The sequence below is a fragment of the Kocuria gwangalliensis genome (assembly GCF_039544365.1).
Classification (GTDB): domain Bacteria; phylum Actinomycetota; class Actinomycetes; order Actinomycetales; family Micrococcaceae; genus Kocuria; species Kocuria gwangalliensis.
On record NZ_BAABLN010000028.1, the window covers coordinates 20,719 to 39,178 of the forward strand.

At 64.5% G+C, this 18,460-nt stretch carries 17 protein-coding genes; 4 read left to right on the forward strand and 13 right to left on the reverse strand.

The annotated features are described in order from the left end of the window. Window positions 1-24: 24 nt before the first annotated feature. From ABEA06_RS08730 to ABEA06_RS08740, 3 genes are all read right to left on the reverse strand, one after another. The gene (locus tag ABEA06_RS08730) at window positions 25-1,053 is read right to left on the reverse strand and encodes an LCP family protein (protein ID WP_303382987.1); all 1,029 of its coding nucleotides are present in this window, start codon (window positions 1,051-1,053) and stop codon (window positions 25-27) included. A 75-nt stretch (window positions 1,054-1,128) separates the two neighbouring features. After that, window positions 1,129-2,193, reverse strand: coding sequence for a lipoate--protein ligase family protein (locus ABEA06_RS08735; RefSeq protein ID WP_345311223.1), 1,065 nt, complete (start codon window positions 2,191-2,193; stop codon window positions 1,129-1,131). After that, window positions 2,190-4,067, reverse strand: coding sequence for a cellulase family glycosylhydrolase (locus ABEA06_RS08740; RefSeq protein ID WP_345311224.1), 1,878 nt, complete (start codon window positions 4,065-4,067; stop codon window positions 2,190-2,192). Before ABEA06_RS08740 ends, ABEA06_RS08735 begins: the two co-directional genes overlap by 4 nt. A 149-nt stretch (window positions 4,068-4,216) precedes the next feature. Between ABEA06_RS08740 and ABEA06_RS08745 the strand changes: the two genes are divergently transcribed. Then, window positions 4,217-4,477 carry a type B 50S ribosomal protein L31 gene (locus ABEA06_RS08745; protein WP_016998141.1) on the forward strand — a complete coding sequence of 87 codons (261 nt, stop codon included), beginning with the start codon at window positions 4,217-4,219 and terminating at the stop codon, window positions 4,475-4,477. A gap of 231 nt (window positions 4,478-4,708) precedes the next feature. Continuing rightward, entirely contained in the window at window positions 4,709-6,667 is a 1,959-nt protein-coding gene (locus tag ABEA06_RS08750; protein ID WP_345311225.1) for a S8 family serine peptidase, read from the forward strand. A gap of 314 nt (window positions 6,668-6,981) precedes the next feature. Here the strand turns inward: ABEA06_RS08750 and ABEA06_RS08755 are convergent, their stop codons facing one another. From ABEA06_RS08755 to ABEA06_RS08785, 7 genes are all read right to left on the reverse strand, one after another. Then, window positions 6,982-7,395 carry a PIN domain-containing protein gene (locus ABEA06_RS08755; protein ID WP_345311226.1) on the reverse strand — a complete coding sequence of 138 codons (414 nt, stop codon included), beginning with the start codon at window positions 7,393-7,395 and terminating at the stop codon, window positions 6,982-6,984. Next, entirely contained in the window at window positions 7,392-7,616 is a 225-nt protein-coding gene (locus ABEA06_RS08760) for a type II toxin-antitoxin system VapB family antitoxin (protein ID WP_345311227.1), read from the reverse strand. The genes ABEA06_RS08755 and ABEA06_RS08760 overlap by 4 nt, the downstream gene beginning before the upstream one ends. A gap of 86 nt (window positions 7,617-7,702) precedes the next feature. Further along, the gene (locus ABEA06_RS08765; protein ID WP_345311228.1) at window positions 7,703-8,527 is read right to left on the reverse strand and encodes a TrmH family RNA methyltransferase; all 825 of its coding nucleotides are present in this window, start codon (window positions 8,525-8,527) and stop codon (window positions 7,703-7,705) included. A gap of 10 nt (window positions 8,528-8,537) precedes the next feature. After that, window positions 8,538-9,389 carry a sulfite exporter TauE/SafE family protein gene (locus ABEA06_RS08770; protein ID WP_303383226.1) on the reverse strand — a complete coding sequence of 284 codons (852 nt, stop codon included), beginning with the start codon at window positions 9,387-9,389 and terminating at the stop codon, window positions 8,538-8,540. A gap of 45 nt (window positions 9,390-9,434) precedes the next feature. After that, window positions 9,435-10,217, reverse strand: a complete 783-nt coding sequence (locus tag ABEA06_RS08775) for an ABC transporter ATP-binding protein (protein WP_303383224.1) — start codon at window positions 10,215-10,217, stop codon at window positions 9,435-9,437. A gap of 68 nt (window positions 10,218-10,285) precedes the next feature. Next, window positions 10,286-11,215, reverse strand: a complete 930-nt coding sequence (serB, locus tag ABEA06_RS08780) for a phosphoserine phosphatase SerB (protein WP_345311229.1) — start codon at window positions 11,213-11,215, stop codon at window positions 10,286-10,288. A gap of 37 nt (window positions 11,216-11,252) precedes the next feature. Further along, a complete protein-coding gene (locus ABEA06_RS08785; RefSeq protein ID WP_345311230.1) occupies window positions 11,253-13,460 on the reverse strand; it encodes an MMPL family transporter in 2,208 nt (735 codons plus the stop codon). Between the two features lie 135 nt (window positions 13,461-13,595). On the opposite strand from ABEA06_RS08785, the gene ABEA06_RS08790 reads away from it, so the two are divergent. Then, window positions 13,596-13,847 (forward strand): hypothetical protein, encoded by a 252-nt coding sequence (locus ABEA06_RS08790; protein ID WP_345311231.1) that lies wholly within the window; start codon window positions 13,596-13,598, stop codon window positions 13,845-13,847. 149 nt (window positions 13,848-13,996) lie between these two features. Here ABEA06_RS08790 and ABEA06_RS08795 read toward each other — a convergent pair whose 3' ends face one another. The 3 genes from ABEA06_RS08795 to ABEA06_RS08805 all read right to left on the reverse strand — a co-directional run bounded on the left by ABEA06_RS08795 (window position 13,997) and on the right by ABEA06_RS08805 (window position 17,269). After that, a complete protein-coding gene (locus tag ABEA06_RS08795; RefSeq protein ID WP_345311232.1) occupies window positions 13,997-14,572 on the reverse strand; it encodes a hypothetical protein in 576 nt (191 codons plus the stop codon). A 569-nt stretch (window positions 14,573-15,141) separates the two neighbouring features. After that, on the reverse strand, window positions 15,142-15,975 hold the full coding sequence (locus ABEA06_RS08800) for an alpha/beta fold hydrolase (RefSeq protein ID WP_345311233.1): 834 nt from the start codon (window positions 15,973-15,975) through the stop codon (window positions 15,142-15,144). A 199-nt stretch (window positions 15,976-16,174) separates the two neighbouring features. Then, window positions 16,175-17,269: an SDR family oxidoreductase gene (locus ABEA06_RS08805; RefSeq protein WP_345311234.1), complete on the reverse strand. Its 1,095-nt coding sequence runs from the start codon at window positions 17,267-17,269 to the stop codon at window positions 16,175-16,177. Window positions 17,270-17,442: 173 nt separating this feature from the next. Between ABEA06_RS08805 and ABEA06_RS08810 the strand changes: the two genes are divergently transcribed. Further along, on the forward strand, window positions 17,443-18,333 hold the full coding sequence (locus ABEA06_RS08810) for a helix-turn-helix domain-containing protein (RefSeq protein ID WP_345311235.1): 891 nt from the start codon (window positions 17,443-17,445) through the stop codon (window positions 18,331-18,333). Window positions 18,334-18,460 lie beyond the last annotated feature (127 nt).

Here is an 18,460-nt window from a genome sequence, read left to right on the forward strand (position 1 = left end):
CCGGGGGTCAGAACAGGAATGCGATCATTGGTCTCCTGCGGGGAGGGTGCTCACGTACTCGTCCAACGTACCGTTGGCCATCGCCTCGCCGATCTCCTGCATCGCCTGGGTATCGGCCACCACGATCGACTGCCCATCGGCCGAGGTTCCGGTGCCCTGGGTGGGAACCGTGAACATCTGGATGTCGCTGTTGTTCAGCCCCACCAGGTCCGGGGCCTGACGGATGATCCAGTTGGCGGTCAACCCGTCGCTCACGGTCAGGTAGGGAGAAATTTGCTTGACCACGTCGTTGATCTTCACGGGGTTGGTCAGGGTCTCGGAGCTGACCAGCTTGTTGATCATGGCCTGCAGGTACGCGCGCTGGTTGCGCACGCGCTGATAATCGCCGTCCTGGAACGCGTAGCGCTCGCGGACGAAGGCCAGGGCGGTTGCACCGTCCATGTCCTGCGGGCCTTGCTGGAAGCTCTGGCCCTCACGGGTGGTGAAGGACTGCGGCACGTTGACCGTCACTCCGCCCAGGGCGTCGGTGAGGCCCTCGAAGCCGGCGAAGTCCACCTGAGCGACCTCATCGATACGGGTGCCGAAATGCTCCTCGACCGTCTGCACCATCAGCGGCATACCGCCCTGGTCCAGCGCGGCGTTGATCTTGGACTCACCCACGCCGGGAATGTTCACCCAGGTGTCACGCATGATGGACATGATGTACATTTCACCGCCGTCATCGGGGATGTGCAGCAGCATGATGGAGTCCGCGCGGGAGCCCGTGACGGTGGCGTCTTCACCCTCCGGGCGCTGGTCCGAGCCCAGCAGCATGACCGTGGTACCGGCGTCCTGCGCAGAGTTTTTCTCGGGGCGATCCGTTTCCGCGGGGAACGCGGACTCGATGGAGCTGGAACCGCGGTCGAAGTTACGACCCAGGTTCCACACGAACAAACCGGCCACCACGGCGACCGTCAGAACCAGAGCCAAGAACACCAGGAGAACATTGCGGCCGGTGTGTTTCTTGTGGGGCCTGCGCTCTTCTTCGTGGTAGTCGAAGTCATTCAGGGACATATGGGCGCTCCGAGGGGTGGGGGGTCATTCGGTCGTGCTGTGCCCGCCCTACTAGGGCAGTTACTTTTGCACATCTTACGGTACGCGGTTGATCCAGTCCGGTGTGGCGAATTTGGACCGCACCAGGTCGCGGGCCGCCGCCAGTTCCTCGGCGGTAATCTCACCCGCCACCGCGTCATATCGGGCGGTGAAGGAATTGCTCAAGGTGGATATCACATCCGCGCGGCTCATGCCGGTTTGCCGCCGCAGCGGGTCCACGCGTTTCTTGGCCGAGCGGGTGCCTTTATCCGAGAGTTTTTCCTTGCCGATTCTCAGTACGTCCGTCATCTTGTCCGCGTCGATGTCGTAGCTCATGGTCACGTGGTGGACCATGCCGCCGTGGGCGAACCGCTTTTGCGCCGCTCCCCCGATCTTGCCGTGCTGCGTGGCGATGTCATTGAGCGGCACGTAATGCGCGTCCAGGCCCATGGACCGGAACGCCTGCATGACCCACGCATCCAAGAACGGGTAGGAATCGGCGAAACTCAGCCCGTCCACCAGCGACTGCGGCACGTACAGCGAATACGTGATGCAGTTACCGGCCTCCATGAACATCGCCCCGCCGCCGGACACGCGACGCACCACGTCTATGCCGTGGCGCTCGGCGCCCTGCGGGTCCACCTCGTTGCGCACCGACTGGAACGAACCGATCACCACGGCGGGGTCCTCCCAGTCCCACAGCCGCAGGGTGGGATTGCGCCGGCCTTCGCCCACCTCCCGGGCGAGCACTTCGTCCAACGCGAGGTTCTCCAGGGTGGGGCGCACCTGCGGGGCGATGACCTCCCATGCGTGGTCGGCCCAGCCGGTGGCCCTGCTCAGGGCTCGCCGCACCGCGATCGCGACCGCGCGGGCGTCGAAACCGAACAGCACGGCGTCGGCGGGAAGGGCCGTCTCGATGGCCGCGACCATCTCGTCCGGGGCGGCCGACTCCGGCAGCCCGTTCAGCGCGGCGTTGATGTCGCCGAGCGCTTCGTCCGGTTCCAGGAAGAAGTCACCGTTGATCGAGACCTCGGCCAGGTGCCCGGCCGCGACCGACAGGTCGGCAACCACCAATTTGCCGCCCATCACCTTGTATTCGCCATGTCTGCGGGTACTGGTCATTGGCTCTCCTGGGGGCTCGGGGACGGCTGGGTCTTCTTCAGGGTAAGCACCGTGGTGGATCCGGCGGGAAGGGTCACCGAAAAATTCTTGCTGCCGGCTTTCACCCCGCCCACGCGGGGGCGCACCCCCACCGGGGTGATGGGCAGGCCGTAACCGTCCACGCTCACCGCGTTACGCGGCGCGGTGTGCAGGGCCCGTTCCACGCTCAGAGCCACGTCCGGATCCGCCGGGTATTCGGGTGCCGACGACGCCGACGCCGCCGCGCCGCTCGCGCCGCCCGTTGCCGTGGTGCTGGGACCACCGCTGTCGCTCGCGTGATCCTCGAACAGGCTGGCTACGGGGTACTCGGCGGTCCAGGACGGGCCGCGCAGTTGGGATTGCGTGGCGTAGTCCACCCGGTAGGGCAGCGTGAGGTTCGTGGTGCGGTCCTTGGCGGTGGCGGGGTCGCGGTAGTCGGTGAGCACCACGGACACCGTGCCGTTACCGTGCTCCACCGCGTAGCTCGTGAGGTTCTCCGTGGAGGTCGAGGTCTCCACCATGTTGCCCTCGGGAATGCTCGCAATCAGCGCGAGCGCCAGACCGTTGGCACGAACGGAGAACGCCTCCCCCGGATTGGCCAGAGTTCCGCTCGAGCACAACACGGACATGGGCGCCCCACCCCGGCACGGTGCCAAGGACGAGTGCGCGGCCACTCGTTCGGCACCGTGTTCCTGAACCCGCATGGAGTACTCGGCCTGGTGCACCGCGGCCACCTGGGTTTCGGTGATCTCATTGGAACCCGAACACGCCGAGAGCGAGGTCTCCGTGATCCACAGCGGGAGGTTGTGCTCCGCGGCATCCCGGGCGGCGTCATCCACCAGCCGGTCGATATTGTTCCGGGTGGCGGGATCCACGGCGTTCGCCACGGTGGGTTGCTGATGTTCCCATTGGGTCCCGCATTCGGAGAGCGGGTACTGGTGGACCGCCAAGGCCATGGGATCGGTGTTCGGGGCGTCAGCGGCCGTGTTCCACCAGTCGGCCGAATACGCAGCCGGAGCCACGATGCGCAGGGTGGGCACCTTGTCATGAATGGCTTTCGCGTAGGCCGTCAGCTGCTTGGCGTAGGTCTCCTGATCCCAGTCCGGGCCCTTGATCGTAAGATCATTGCCCGCACCCTGGTAGAACCCATTGGGCTCGTTACCGACCATCAGGCCCACCAGGCGCTCGCCGAACGCCTCCTTGGCGTGGTGGGCGAGCTCTCCCGCTCGCTCGGGGTCGTATCGGGCCAGGTTGGCACTGAGGATCACCGATGAATTGGTGCGTTCGGCCAACTCGGCCACGCGCTTGAGGTCATCGGGGGTGACCTTGGTGATTTCCTCACCCTCGTTGAGCGGCCAGTCGGTGGGAATCGGTTCGTCCGAGGCCGTGAAGAAAAAGCGACGGTCCGTGGAATTACCGCCAAAGCGCACCGTGGGTTCGTTCAGTGAATCCAGGACGCTTACCAGGTCCGGGTTGTCCCCGTTCAACCGCTGATCCGCCAGATCCGTGGCCTCCAGGGACAGTCCCACGGAACCGTGCCGGTAGTCCTCACCCTGCTCACCTCCGCGCAGGGTGACCGTGGCTTCCGGCCCGCCGGCATTCGTGGCGCTACCGGGGTAGGTCTCCGGTGGTTTTCGCGCCTGTGCCACCTGGGCGGGATCCACGGAGTGCAGCGGGGCATTGCGCGCTACATCCGCAATCGGTCCGGTGGGCGTGGGCTCCGGGGTGGGAGCCGGTTCGGATTGGTCCGAACAGGCCGTGAGCACCAGGAGGGCAGTGCCCAGGAACGCTGCCGAGCGGCGTCGTCGGGAAGAAGTGGACGGGCGGGCGGAGGTGAACAGGGGGGCGGCAACCACGCAGCCATCCTAGCCGGGGCCAATCGACCGCGCGCGGACCGCGGGTGTACACTGACCGATTGGTGCGCGGCGCGTGAGCGCCCAAAATCACCACTATCCGAGCAACGCCGTGTCTGGCAAAATCCAGGCACCTACAGAAGGTTGACACCATGAAGGCTGAAATTCACCCGGACTACCACCCGGTGCTGTTCCGTGACCTCGCTTCCGGCAAGGTCATCCTGACTCGTTCCACCGCCACCTCCTCCAAGACGGAGACCTGGGAAGACGGTAACGAGTATCCCATCATCGAGGTTGAAATCTCCTCCGAGTCCCACCCGTTCTACACGGGCAAGCAGCGCATCATGGACTCCGCTGGTCGCGTGGAGCGCTTCAACCAGCGTTTCAAGAACTTCGGCAAGTCCTCCAGCTGATCCTGGAACTGCCACCAACGCCCGGTTCGGTTTTTCGAACCGGGCGTTGTGCTGTCCCGGGGCGTTTTTTGCTGGGGGAGGCCACCTCTGATCGGGCGCGACACGTAACACCCGTAGCTGAGAATTCCGCGAGAGGCTCCCTATGATGGGCCTACCCCCCTCCATCACCCGGGATTGTTGACGACCGAGTTCCCCCGCTCGAGCCCGGGCCCTTGAAAGGTCCCCCGCCCTATGACGGTACGTAGACCGCGCCTGCGCGCAGTGACTCTCCCCCTGGCCGTGACGGCCGCTTTGGCCTTCTCCCTGCAGCCCGCCGCGGCGGCCCCCGTGGACGGCCCGGAATCCCCGGCCACCACCTCGGCGGCTCAGCCGCCCAAGGAAACCGATCGCGTGATCGTCAAGTTCCGGGAACCGGCCGCCGCCGAGACCGTGAAGGAACAAGTGGTCGAGTCCGCCGCCGATGAGGCTCTCGCCACCGAACCGGGCGCCACCCCGGAGGTCACCGAACACGTCAAGACGACCGTTGCGGACGCGGATGTGGTCCGCTTGGACCGCGAACTCGACGAGGCCGAACAGGACAAGGTCGTGGACGAGCTCCGCGCGGACCCGGCCGTGGAGTACGCCGAGCCGGACCGCCTGGCCGCGGCCAGCTGGCTGCCCAACGACGTGTACATGCAGTCCGCCCAGTGGGCCAACACCAAGAGCCGGGGAATCGACTTCCCCGGTGCGTGGGACCTCTCCCGCGGTAACGGTCAGACGATCGGCATCCTGGACACCGGCATCACCTCGCACCCGGACCTCAACTCCAAGGTGGTCACCGGGCGCGACTTCATCACGTCTACGGACCTGTCCGTGGACGGTAACGGCCGCGATGCCAACCCCCGCGACGAGGGCGATCGGTCCGCCGCCGGTCAATGCGGTACGGGCAGCCCCGCGCGCAATTCGTCCTGGCACGGTACCCACGTGGCAGGGCTGGCCGCGGCGGCCACCAACAACAACCGCGTGGGCATTGCCGGCGCGGCCCCCGGCGCCAGGATCCAGCCGGTCCGTGTGCTGGGCAAGTGCACCTTCGGCTGGGTTTCGGACATCGCCGACGCCGTGTCCTGGGCTTCCGGAGCGACCGTTGCCGGTCAGCCGCGCAACCCCAATCCCTCCACCGTGATCAACATGTCCCTCAATTACCCGGGAAACTGCGGCAACACGCTGCAGGCCGCGATCAACACGGCCGTGGGCCGCAAGGTTCCCGTGGTGGTTGCCGCGGGTAACAGTGGCGTGAACGCCGCGGGCACCGCTCCGGCCAACTGCGCCAACACCATTGTGGTGGGCGCGGCCGGTCCCAACGGAGTTCCGGCCGGGTACTCGAACATCGGTGCGGTCGTTGATGTCCTGGCCCCCGGTGGCACAGCTCAGTACCCGTTGCTGTCCACCGTGAACAGCAGCGTGAGTACTCCCGGCGCTGGCACGTACGGCAATCAGTACGGCACGTCCATGGCAGCGCCGCTGGTGTCCGGCACCGTTGCGCTTATGAAGCAGGCCAACCCCGGGCTGACCCCGGCGCGGATCGAGCAGGTGCTCAAGTCCACCTCTACCGGTCCCCTGGGATCCCTGCAGATCAATCCCGCCGCGGCCGTTCGCGCCGTGGCCCTGACCGGGCAGGTGCAGTCCACGAACTTCGCCGCCAAGGGCGGGATCGGCACCAAGTGGCGCGCGACCGGCGGTGCCGCCAAATGGGGCAACCCCGTAATGAACGAGGCCAACGCCGCCAACGGTGGTCGCTACCAGGAGTTCGTGAAGAGCGGTCGCAAGACCACCATTTACTGGCACTCCTCCACCGGAGCCCAGATCGTGGAGAACCCCACGGCGATCGGTAAGCGCTTCATCAACAACGGCCGCGAACGCGGACTCGGCTTCCCCGCCAGCGACGAACGCCGCGTCTCCGGCGGCGCCTACCAGCTGTTCCGCAACGGCACCAAGCAGAACAAGGTGCTCTGGTCCTCCAACACGGGTGCTCATGCCGTTCAGGAAAACGGTGCCATCGGGCAGCGATGGAAGTCCGCGGGCATGGAGCGCGGCTGGGGTTGGCCCACCACCTCCGAGTACAGGGCCTCCAACGGAGAGGTGCAGCAGCGCTTCTCCAAGGGTTTCACCGCCCACTGGACCGCCAAGCGCGGGGTGTGGATCACGCGGTAACACCCGCAGCCGGTCATGCGTGACCCGGCCGATCGGGTGACGATTACCCCGCAGGGGCCGTTCCCATCAGGGAGCGGCCCCTGCGGCGTCTCAGAGTCTGGGAGCCCCTTCTACCCGCCGGCCGTGACATCTGAGGCCGAGAATCGTAAGTGTAAACATTTAGGGAAGAGGTTCGTCGCATACCGGCAGGTTTGGTCGCGAACATCTGCCGGAAATGTTTGCGGGGCACCGGAGGTGCGAACCTCTACCTCAGATGTCACTGTGTGCGCGAGAGGAGGGTCTCCGGGGGGCACGATTTACTGCTTCCCTCGGTACTAGGACAATGGCGCAACGTACTCATGGCGGAGATCGCTGACCTTGGCGATGTGATCAAAATTCCGGTCGGCAGCGAGCACAGTCGCGCTGTTCACAATCGCGTACCCCGCGATGAGGATGTCCAGGGAGCCAGCGGCACGCACAAGCCCCGAGTTCCAGAGAGCATTCTGGATATCCAACACGAGCGACTCGTCGGGAGCTTGTTCCAGCGGGAATCCAAGGGAAATCTGCTGACGGTAGCGTTTGTATTGCTCCGGTGTGCGAGCACTATGGCAGAATTCCAGCACCTGAGGCGGGCAGGTCACCAGAAGATCCGACGGCGTACGTTCAATCTCACGCAGCCGAGCTGTGATTTTCTGATCACCCGATGCCAACCTTGCCCACACCGAGTTGTCCACCAAGTAGTCGGTCACGACATCGCGCGCTCTGAACTGGGCACGTTGCTGGTGGGGGCGCCGAGTTCAGATTCAAGGTCCGTCAACTCAGCAATTCCATCGATCATCGCACCCTTCTGTTTCGACGCTATGAGACGGCGGAGAGCTAAATCGAGGACTGCGCGGTTCGACCTCTCGCCCGTGAGTGTTCTGGCTCGTTCAATGAGCCCAGGGTCCAAATCAACGCTTGTCATGGCCATGGTCCCACCCCCTTTGTTATATAACTCATTATATAACCGTGGAGATCCGGATGTACATGCTAGCCATCGCACCCGGACTACACGGGTCAGCGCGGTCGGGTTTCCCAGAACGCAACCGCACTGGCGGCGGCGACGTTGAGGGAGTCCACTCCGTGGCTCATGGGAATGACCACGTGACGATCCGCGTGATAGAGCGTGGCATCCCCGAGCCCCTGGCCCTCGGTACCGAGAATCAGGGCGAGCTTCTCGGGCTTCTCCGCGGCCAACTCGTCAATGGTCACAGCCTCCTCCGACAGAGCCAGTGCCGCCGTAAGGAAACCCGCGTCCTTGAGGACCTGTAGGTCCGCGGTCCAGTGCTCGAGGCGCACCCAGGGAACCTGGAACACGGTTCCCATCGACACCCGAACGGCCCGCCGATACAAGGGGTCGGCGCAGCGCGGGGTGACCAGAACGGCGTCGACGTCCAAGGCAGCGGCGGAACGGAAGATCGCGCCCACGTTGGTGTGGTCCACGATGTCTTCGAGAATGGCCACGCGCCGGGCCGAGTCCAGCACACCGGCCAAGGGCAGCGGAGCCGGGCGATGCATGGCGGCAATGGCCCCGCGGTGCAGGTGGAAACCGGTGATGTGTTCGAGCACCTCGTCCGAGCCGACGAACACCGGAACGTCGTAGGCGTCGAGGATCTCGCGCATGCCGTCAAGCCATTTCTCGGCCATGAAGAACGAGCGGGGCTGGTGGCCGGCGTCGAGGGCGCGGCGCAGCACCTTGGCGGATTCGGCCAGGTAGAGCCCGCGCTCGGGTTCGATCTTCCGGCGCAGGGCCACGTCCGTGAGGCTCGTGTAATCGGCCACGCGGGGATCTTTGGGATCGGTCAGGCGGACGATGCGCTCTTCAAAGGGGGTCTGTGTCATGGCCAATCTTCTAGAACAGCTGGGAGACCATGTTGACGAGCGCCACCACGCCCAGGATCACGATCACCGTACGCAGCGCAATGGGCGAGAGCCGCTTGCCGATCTTGGCGCCCAGCCACGAACCGAGAGTGGAGCTCAGGGCAATGAACAGCACAACCCACCAGTTGATCCGGTCGAAGGCCAGGAGGATGTAGGACAGCGCCGCCACAATGTTGACCGCGGCCACGAGCACGTTCTTCACCGCGTTGGCCGCCTGCATGGACGCGAGCAGGAACACGCCCAGGATGCCCACGAGCAGCACGCCCTGGGCCGCCACGAAATACCCGCCGTAAATGCCGGCGAAGAACACCAGGAAGTACAGGGCCAGTGGTTGCTTGGCACGGTCGGGGTCCACTTCCCCGCCACTGGTTTCGGTGTCCGCGGCGGCGGCCTCTTGCTGGGCCTTACGACGCCGCACCAGGGCTTGCAAGCGCGGCTGGAAGATCACGAACAGCAGCGCCACCACGATGAGGATGGGAGCTGCCACGCCGAAGACTTCCTCGGGAAGGGTCAGCAGCAACGAAGCGCCGATCACACCGCCCAGCAGGGAGCACGGAATCAGCTTCTTGAGGGTGTGCTTCACTCCCCCGAGTTCGCTGCGATAACTCCACGCGCCCGTCAGGTTGCCGGCGATCAAACCCATCGCGTTGGACATGGACGCCGTCACGGGTGGCACACCCATGGTCACCAGAACCGGGAAGGTCACCAGCGTGCCGGAGCCCACGATCGTGTTGATCAGACCGGCCCACACACCGGCCACCAGGATCAGGGCGACCTGCCACCACTCGAAGGGAATGGTTCCGGATTCTCCGAACAGCTGCATGGGGGCTGCCGCGGACAGGGAGAGGTTCAGCACCGTGAGACTCGATTACCGCGCGAATGCGGCGTAACGGTCGCCGACCTTCACGAGCTTCAATGGAACGTTGAAGGTCTCGGACAGGTTCTTCTGGGTCATGACCTGCGCGACCGGCCCGGCGGCAACCACCTTGCCCTCGCGCAGCAACATGGCGTGGGTGAAGCCGTCCGGGACTTCCTCGAGGTGGTGGGTGACCATCACGACGGCCGGTGACGCAGGGTCCTTGGCGAGCTCGTCCAAACGGGCCACAAGCTTTTCGCGACCGCCCACGTCCAATCCGGCGGCCGGTTCGTCCAGCAACAACAGTTCGGGGTCGGTCATCAGGGCGCGGGCAATCAGAACTCGTTTGCGTTCACCCTCGGACAGGGTGCCGAAGCGTCGCTCGGCGAGATCGTCCAGGCCCCAGGCCTCGAGTAGTTCCACGGCGCGAGCGTCGTCGAACTCGTCGTACTCTTCACGCCAGCGACCGGTCACACCGTAGGCGGCGGTGACGATCACATTACGGACGGTTTCCGCGTGCGGGATCTGGGTGGCCAGGGTGGCGGAGCTGACGCCGATGCGCGGGCGCAGCTCGAACACGTCCACCGCGCCCAGAATTTCGTCCAGAATGTCCACCATGCCGGTCGTGGGGTGCAGTCGGGCGGCGGCAATGGACAACAGCGTGGATTTACCGGCGCCGTTGGGGCCGAGAATGACCCAGCGTTCACCGTCTTGAACGGTCCAGTTCACCGAATCCAACAGGGTTTTCTCGCCGCGGACGACACTGACGTCCACCAGTTCCAGGACAGCACTCATGGACGCAACTCTAACGTGAGCGGGAGGTGACAAGCAGTCGGGCACACCGGGAACACAGCCACGACCGGTTACAGATCCACGAAGAAGCGCAGCGCGTCCAAATTGGGGATGTTCAGTTGCGTATCGGTCACCTCGCGCAGAGCGGGTTTCGCCCGGTAGGCCACGGACAAACCCGCGGCGCGACACATGTCGATGTCGTTGGCGCCATCACCCACGGCAATCACGTTTTCCGGAGCGACGTCGATTTCTTCCGCCCACTGCCTCAACAAACGGGCCTTGGCCTCGCGGTCCACCACGGGACCGGCCACGCGGCCGGTCAGCACGCCGCCCTCGATTTCCAGGGTGTTGGCCGCAGCCCTGGTGAGACCCAAGTTCTGTGCCAAAGGGTCCAGGATCTGGTTGAAGCCGCCGGAGACCGCCGCGACGGCGTGACCGGACCCCAGCAGGGTCTTCACCAGAACCGTGGCCCCCGGGGACAAGCGCACGGACGCCGAGACCTCATGAATGACCGAAACCGGCAGATCCTTCAAAACGCTCACGCGGTCGCGCAGCGACTGCTCGAAATCGATGTCCCCGCGCATGGCCCGCTCGGTGACCGCGGCGACCTCCGCTTCGAGCCCCGCATGAGCGGCCAGCATTTCAATGACCTCTTGGCGGATGAGCGTGGAATCCACGTCCGTGACCACCAACTTGCGCACGGAGTTGTCGAACCAGCGTGCATCAATGACGTTGAGGTCCACACCGGGCAGCATCTGTTCGAGACGATTCGGCTGCAATGCCTCACGCAGCGCCTCCGGGGACGGGGCCTCCACATGCACGGTGAGGGCGTTGTATCCCTCCACGTCCGTGGCCTGGCCGCCGGACGCGGAATCCGTCACGCGCACCCAGTTGTGCGAGTCAACCACGCCGCCGGAACGTTCGATCCGTTCCAGCACGGACTCGGTGGCTCCGTCCTCGGGTGACACGGCGAACGCAACGACAATCAGCTTTTGGGGCATGAGATGCAGTCTATCCTCGCGGGGTAAGGGCCTAAAATTACCCGTCCGTAGCTGCTTCCATTTTGCGGTGCTTGCCGGGCGTTCCGATGCGGGAGGGCCACCAGGACTTGGGGCCGATGTCCAATGCCAGGGCCGGGACCAACAGCGAGCGGACAATTACGGTGTCCATCAGCACACCAATGGCCACCACAACGGCCAACTGCACCAAGAACAGAATGGGCAGCACGGCCAGGGCCGCGAACGTTGCCGCGAGTACCACGCCCGCCGCGGTGATCACACCGCCGGTGGTCACCAGCCCGACCAGAACACCCTTGCGGTGGCCGATCTGCACCACTTCTTCCCGCACGCGGCTCATCAGGAAGATGTTGTAGTCGATGCCCAGTGCAACCAGGAACACGAACCCGAACAGCGGCACCGTGGGGTCGGCCTGGTTGATGTCGAACAGGACAAAAATTCCGGTCGCCACACCCAGTGCGGACAAGTAGGACACCACCGTGGTGACCACCAGGAGCAACGGCATGAGGAAGCTGCGCAGCAGCACGATCAGGATCAACAGGATCACGGCCAACACGATGGGGATGATCAGTGCGCGGTCGCGTTCGGCAGCCGCAATGGTGTCCACCTGCACGGCAGTGGTGCCGCCCACCAGCGCAGTGGGGTCCACGCCGGCGAGATCGTTGCGCAGGCGCTGAACGGTTTCCTGTGCCGCGGCCGAGTCCGTGTTGTCCGCCAGGGTGGCCTGGATCAGTACCTGACCGCCGTCCACGGTCGGCTGGGCATTGGCCAGCGGGCCGGCTTGGGGCGCGGGGTACGGCAGGGTGCCGCTCGGTGAGTCCTGGGCGTTGAACGCAACGGAGGCCACGCCGTCGTCGTCCGCGAGCTGCTCGGCCACGTCCTGGGCCTTGTCCTCGGAGGCGAGTACGTAGGCGGGGTCGCCGGCGCCGCCCGGGAAGTGCCGATCGATGATGGCCAGCCCGTCGCGGGCCTCGGACTCCCCCAGCACGAATTCGGACTCGGGGACGCCGCCGGCGTCCAGCTGCGACGCACCCACCGCGGCGATGCCCAGGGCAACCGCGCACACGATCCACACGGTGCGGGACTTGTGGTCGACCAAACGGGCGACGGCGGGCCACAGGCCTTTCGCGTGCTCAAGGTCGTCGGCTTGCTGGTGTGCCTCGGGCACGTTTTCCACCTTGGGCATGCGCGGCCACATGGCCACGCGGCCGAAAATGGCCAACAATGCGGGCAAAAGCGTGAGGCCCGCGAGGATCGCGAAGACCACGCCGATAGCGGTCACCGGACCCAGCGCGCGGTTGGATTCGAGCATCGAGAGCAGCAGGCACAGCAAACCGGCGATCACGGTGGTGCCGGAGGCCAGGACCGCGGGGAACGTCCCCTTCCAAGCCACACGGGTAGCGCGCCAGCGGGATTCGGTGTGATGCAGGGCCTCGCGGAATCGAGCGGTGTACAGCAAGCCGTAGTCCGTGGCTGCGCCGATCACAATGATCGAGAGAATGCCCTGGGTTTGGCCGCTCAGGGTGATGAACTCCTCCTTGGCCATCCAGTACACGGTGAGGATGGCACCGCACAGGGCCGCCAAGGACGTGAGCAGCACCAGGATGGGCAGGATGGGTGAGCGGTAGACCAGAACCAGGATCACCAGGACCGCAACCAAGGCAACCAGCAGGAGCAGCCCGTCAATACCCGCGAACGCTCCACTGAGGTCTGCTACCAGGCCCGCGGGACCGGTGACGGCCACGGTGAGGCCTTCCACGGCGCGATCATCCAGTTCGGTCCGGATTTCCTCCACGACCGTAGCCGTGTCCGATTCCGCGTCCACCAGGGCAATGATTTCCACGGCCTGGCCGTCCTCGGACGGGATGGGCGGGGACACCTGGGTGACCTGGTCGATGCCGGTCAGCCCCTGGGTGGCCTCAGCCACGTCACGCAGTTGGGCGTCCGAAATCTGGCCCTCGGATTCGGCCACGATGATGGCGGGGATACCTTCCGAGTCACTGAAATCACCGATCCGGTCCTGAACCTCGGTGGCCTGCGCGTCAACGGGAAGGAAGTCCGCCTGCGAGTTGCTGACCACATCGGAGATCTTGCCGAAGATCGGGCCACCAACACCCATGACACCCAGCCACGCCAGAACCAGCACAATGGGAACGATCCAACGAACGGCGCCGGGCTTCTTGCCGCTACGCGACTGCGTCTGTGGGGACCGGGTATCAGTGGAGGGCATGATTCACCTGTCATCTGATGCCACTGGGCGCCCCGTTCCGGGGAGGCGGGCGCTCGGCACCGTGGGCTTACGCGCCACGAATGCGGCGTCCACCTGGGAGTCTATGGGGACGGCGCCCTGCTCAGCGAGGATGAGATGAGTAAATCAACCTTTCGGTTGATCGGTTCAAAGCCTCCATGCGCGCTCGTGGCGATCGGCGGGTACTGGTTGTCCAACGTGGCGGTGGGGTTGGTCATGTTGATCATCTGGTACCCGGCGGCGTGGGTTTTCGGGCCGATCGTCGGCACCACGATCATCGCCGGCGGGCTCAAATCCATGGCCCACGCCCGCGCCATGGATGCTCAGCGCGGAGGGAATCCCGGCGGCACAGCGAGCCCTCCGGGTTGATAGCTGTCTGACGCAATGACGTTGTCGACACGACTCGAGGCGCGTGGGCACGCTCGAGGGGGCGAGCGGCGTCGTCGACCCGCAAATCGCGTAGATCGTCGGCGGGGCAATGGTCAACGGCCATCCTCTTCACCACCGCCCGTGCACGGTCAGTCCTGTTCTTCTCGCTTCTTGGCCAGCCGGCGCCGCACGTACTCCCTGCGGGTGTAGGTGGCCTCGCTGATAGCACTTTCGCTGTCGAAGTTGAGGCCCAGGGCCCCTCCCATCATTCCCAGAGCCGAAGCCAGCCAGGCGATATCCATGTAATTCGTGAAATTGACCGAATGCCCCACGTCACCGGCTAAGTATTCCGCGTCCACCACGGCAAGCGTGACGGCGAGCAGCATTGCCCAAATCACCAGGTACATCACGGCAATCCCCACGCCCACGGTAATCACGGTCGCGGCGTTGTCGAGCCCACTCCGCATCTGGTCATACGCACCCTTAAGGGGGTTCCACAATCCATTGTGGCCAATGAGCCAAATACTGAACGCGGTGACCACGAAAACACTGATCATGGCCATGCGTTGCGTGGACAGCGCGTCAGACATGTTCCAGATGGAGGCATAAAAAATGCCGAAACCGCCGGTGGCCACCGCCGCTGCCATACAACTGGACAGGGCCGGCAAGAGTCTCAGGGGGCGATTACAACGAACCATGCCCGCGAGCAATTTGGGTCGACTCATGGGGCCGGTGAGCACCACGTCATAGTGGTTCCGATCATTCTCGTGCTGGATCCGCCGCCACCTTCTATGGCCCAAGACGCCCGGGCTTGGGTCCGCGCTCGAGCCCCCTAAAGCATCCTTTTGCATGGACCTTACGAGCCTGGTCAGTACGCGCCGAGTCCTGGACCTAATCCCGACGGCGCCGAAGGCTGGCAGGGAGACCAAGGCCGTGCCGCCCGTAGCGTCCACCTCGCACACCAATGAATTGTTGTTCAGAGAACGGGGCAGATCGGTGAGGTACACGATGTAGTCCCATTCATGATCGCGTTTCAAACCGGGAGCGTGTTTCAGAAGCGGGATTTCGTTCTCTGCGGTCAACGGAAAAGTCTCGGGACTGACATCCACTCGCCACTCAACGGGCTCAGACCCGCTGATTCGGTTCAGATCACGCTCCACGTAGCTGGCTACGGACCTGGCAACCACCTCGGGAAGACCTGGGTCGGCCATGAGGCCGATGGTCAAAATCTGCTGAGCCATGGAATCAGTATGGGCGAATTACCACTCGACATGTAAACCACCGTCTCACCTGGCTATTTGATGGTTCTGGTGCCCTCGACAAAGCGGGTCAGCTCCGCAGCCAGTAGCTCCGGCCGGTCCATGGGCACCACCGTGTAGCTGTTGTCGACTTCCACGAGGTGTGCTTGCGGGAAGAGCGCAGCCAACCGAGGCCCATGTTCCCGTGGCATCAATCGATCCTCCGTGGCCCAGACGATCAGAACCGGGCGGTCAAAAGCCGGCAATCTGTCCGCGAGCGCGGAAAGCTCTGCCCGCGAGGGCGTGGACAGTGCAAAGCACCGCAAGTCGCGACGAACTCTGGAACCATGCTGGGCGGGTCCAAACCATCCGTCCATGACGTCCTTGGGGATCGGGCTTTTGATCATCCACCCCCAACCGCCTGGCGCGCGGCGGAACCAGCGGAATCGCTGCATGTGCATGGCCAGCCAGAGAAATGCGGGGACTCGAGCGCTGGTGGCAATCATTTTCCCGGGACGCCCCGGTGGAAAGTTGTCGAAGGCTTCACAGGCAACGAGGACCGCCGCGGCAACCCGATCTTTAGGGCCGTCGGCCAGAAGAAACTGAGCTCCGCCCCAGTCATTGAGCACCAGGGTGACATCATGCAGATCAAGTGCTTCCAACAATTCACCCACCATGGCGGCGACCCCGTGGTGGGTAACCAGTTCGGGTCGATCCATGGCCCGGCGGTGGCTGCCGAGGGGCAGAGTTGGTGTGATGCCGCGAAAGTTGGGCGGCAGGCGGTTTAATACCGGCGTCCAGACTGTGCCATCCATATTGACGCCATGCAGAAGCACTAGAACCGGGCCATCTCCACCTGTGTCCCCGTACTCGATCAGTCCGGCAGTCACTCGCACAGTTTCCATGACGCCCCCCGTACCATGTTCCGCTTGGTACACAGGGTACGCCGCCCCTGCCGGCGCAGTCCTGCCCGTGCCACTAGAACCCGTTCACACACTTGGTGCGCCGTTAGGACCCTTTCGCAAGTGGCCAAGGGCTCTAACGGCACCTGGGGTGTCAAACCGGGCGGGGAGCCGGCCTCCCATGCGATCAGACTTGTCGTGGCCGCGGGGGCACCAGGCCGTCTGATTCGTAGCGATCGAACAGTTCGAGGAATGCCCGTTCGGTGCTGACGTAGGTGCCGAACCCCGCAAGGCGGCTCTTGGCCATGTCGGCAACGACCTCGACCTCGACGCCCAGATCGCCGTCGGTGTGCCAGAACGACGCGACACGATCGAGGCGGTTTTCCGCCAGGTCGTATTTGCTGGCGATCTCGACCCAGAGCTGCTCCTTCCCGGCCATCTGCTCGACCAACGGACGTGGCTCGGAACCGGGGGCCTCCCAGTCGACGCCGAGAGCATCGGCGAGGCGGGGCCACAGCCACCGCCAGCGGAACACTTCGCCATTGGTCACGTTCCACGCCTCGTTACCGATGCCGGGAGTCGTGGCTGCCCAGATCATTTGATCCGCAACGACCCGCGAGTCGGAGAAGTCGGTGAGGCAGTTCCACACCAGCTCCGTGCCGGGGAAGACCAGCGGGGTGCCCGTCTCGCGGGCAATTGCCCCGTGCACGGCAAGGGTGAGGGCGAAGTTCATTGCGTTACCCACGGCGTGTCCGGTCACCGTGTGTGCCCGGTGCACGCTCCAGGTGAAGTCATCGCGCTCGGCGGCCGTGAACAACTCGTCCTCCTGCGCATAGTAGAAGTTCGGCGTATCCAGCCGCTCGGACTCTTCCCGGAACGGCGTCTCGCTCATCTCACCGGTCCCGTATGCCTCGAACGGACCCATGTAATGCTTCAACCCGGTCATCAGCGCGGCGTGCTTCACCGATCCAGCCGGGGAAAGCGCGTTGAAAAGGTTGCGCACCATCGCACCATTGACACGAATGTTCTCGGCCTCGTTCTCCTGCGGTGACCACGCGGTGAAGAAGACGTGCGTGGGTCGGAGGTCTTTCAGTGCCTGAGCTACGCTGTCCGCGTCCTGCAGGTCCGCCAGCACGGGACGCACACCCGCCGGCAGTTCGTGGGCCGAGCGCGACAGCCCATAGACGTCCCAATCCCCGCGAATCGCAAGCTGACGCGTGATCTGAGAACCGACGATGCCGTTGACACCGACGATGAGCGCGGTCGAGCGATAGTTTTCCATGTGTCATCCTCCAGACAAATCGACGAAGCCTCGCCCACCGACGGCCGGGCCAAGCTGGTACCCAGTCTCGACGCCGTTCACGGTGCCAGCCAGTCACCCGTTGATCGTGCGACCGGGGTTCGTACCACTGTCAGGGATACGTTAGAAACAACGGACCTGCGTACCTTGGTTGCATGAGCAGCACACCCCAGTCAGGCGGCCTCGGTGAGTTCTTGAAGTCTCGTCGCAATGCAGTGACCCCGGGCGTGGCCGGTATTTCCAACTGGGGCAAACGCCGCCGGGTGCCCGGGTTGCGCCGTGAAGAGGTCGCTCAGCTCGCCGGGGTCTCCGTGGCCTACTACGTCCGCCTCGAACAGGGCCAGGCACACAACGCCTCGGACGAGGTACTCTTTTCAATTGCCCGCGCCCTGTGCTTATCGCAGACCGAGACCGAGCATTTGCTCGACCTCGCCAAGCCCTCCACGATGAAAGCACCACCGCGCATTCGCCCGGAGCAGGCTCACCCGCTCTCGCTGACGATGCTGGAATCTCTCGGAACTCAGCCGGCGGTGCTCCTGGGTCGGCGCAACGACGCCCTCGCCTGGACCCCGACGGGGCACCTGCTGCTGGCCCCGCATCTGCCATTCGATACCAGCGATCCTCGGACCCGGCCATCGTTGCCGAGGCTGCTGTTCCTCGACCCGCAAGTGCGAGACGTCCACCCGGATTGGGAGGCCGAGGCCCGCACCTACGTCGCCTACCTTCGACTGATCAGCGACAAGTACCCCAATGACTCCCGACTGGCCGAGCTCATCGGTGAATTGTGTATGAAGAATGCCGACTTCGCCGCGCTCTGGGCATCCGGTCACGTGGCGGAGTGCACCGGGGGAACCAAACATTTCCAGCACCCGCTAGTGGGCGCATTGACCGTCAATTTTCAGGTCTGGCTCCAAGCCGACACCCCGGATCATCGGCTCGAGGTCTACACGCCCGCCGATGGGCCCTCCGCCGACGCCCTCGCCCTGTTGACCACGCTCACGCATGAGAAGCGGGAATCCTTCGCCGAGCGGAGTGGGCGTAGCTGAGCGCCGCGGCCCGAGACAACAACGTCACGCCCTCTTACACTTAGCCTTGATCCACCGATGAGGGCGTCGGTGCTGGGCCGTAATTAAAGACGAGATGCCCGTCTGACCGGGAAGAATGGGACTTGTT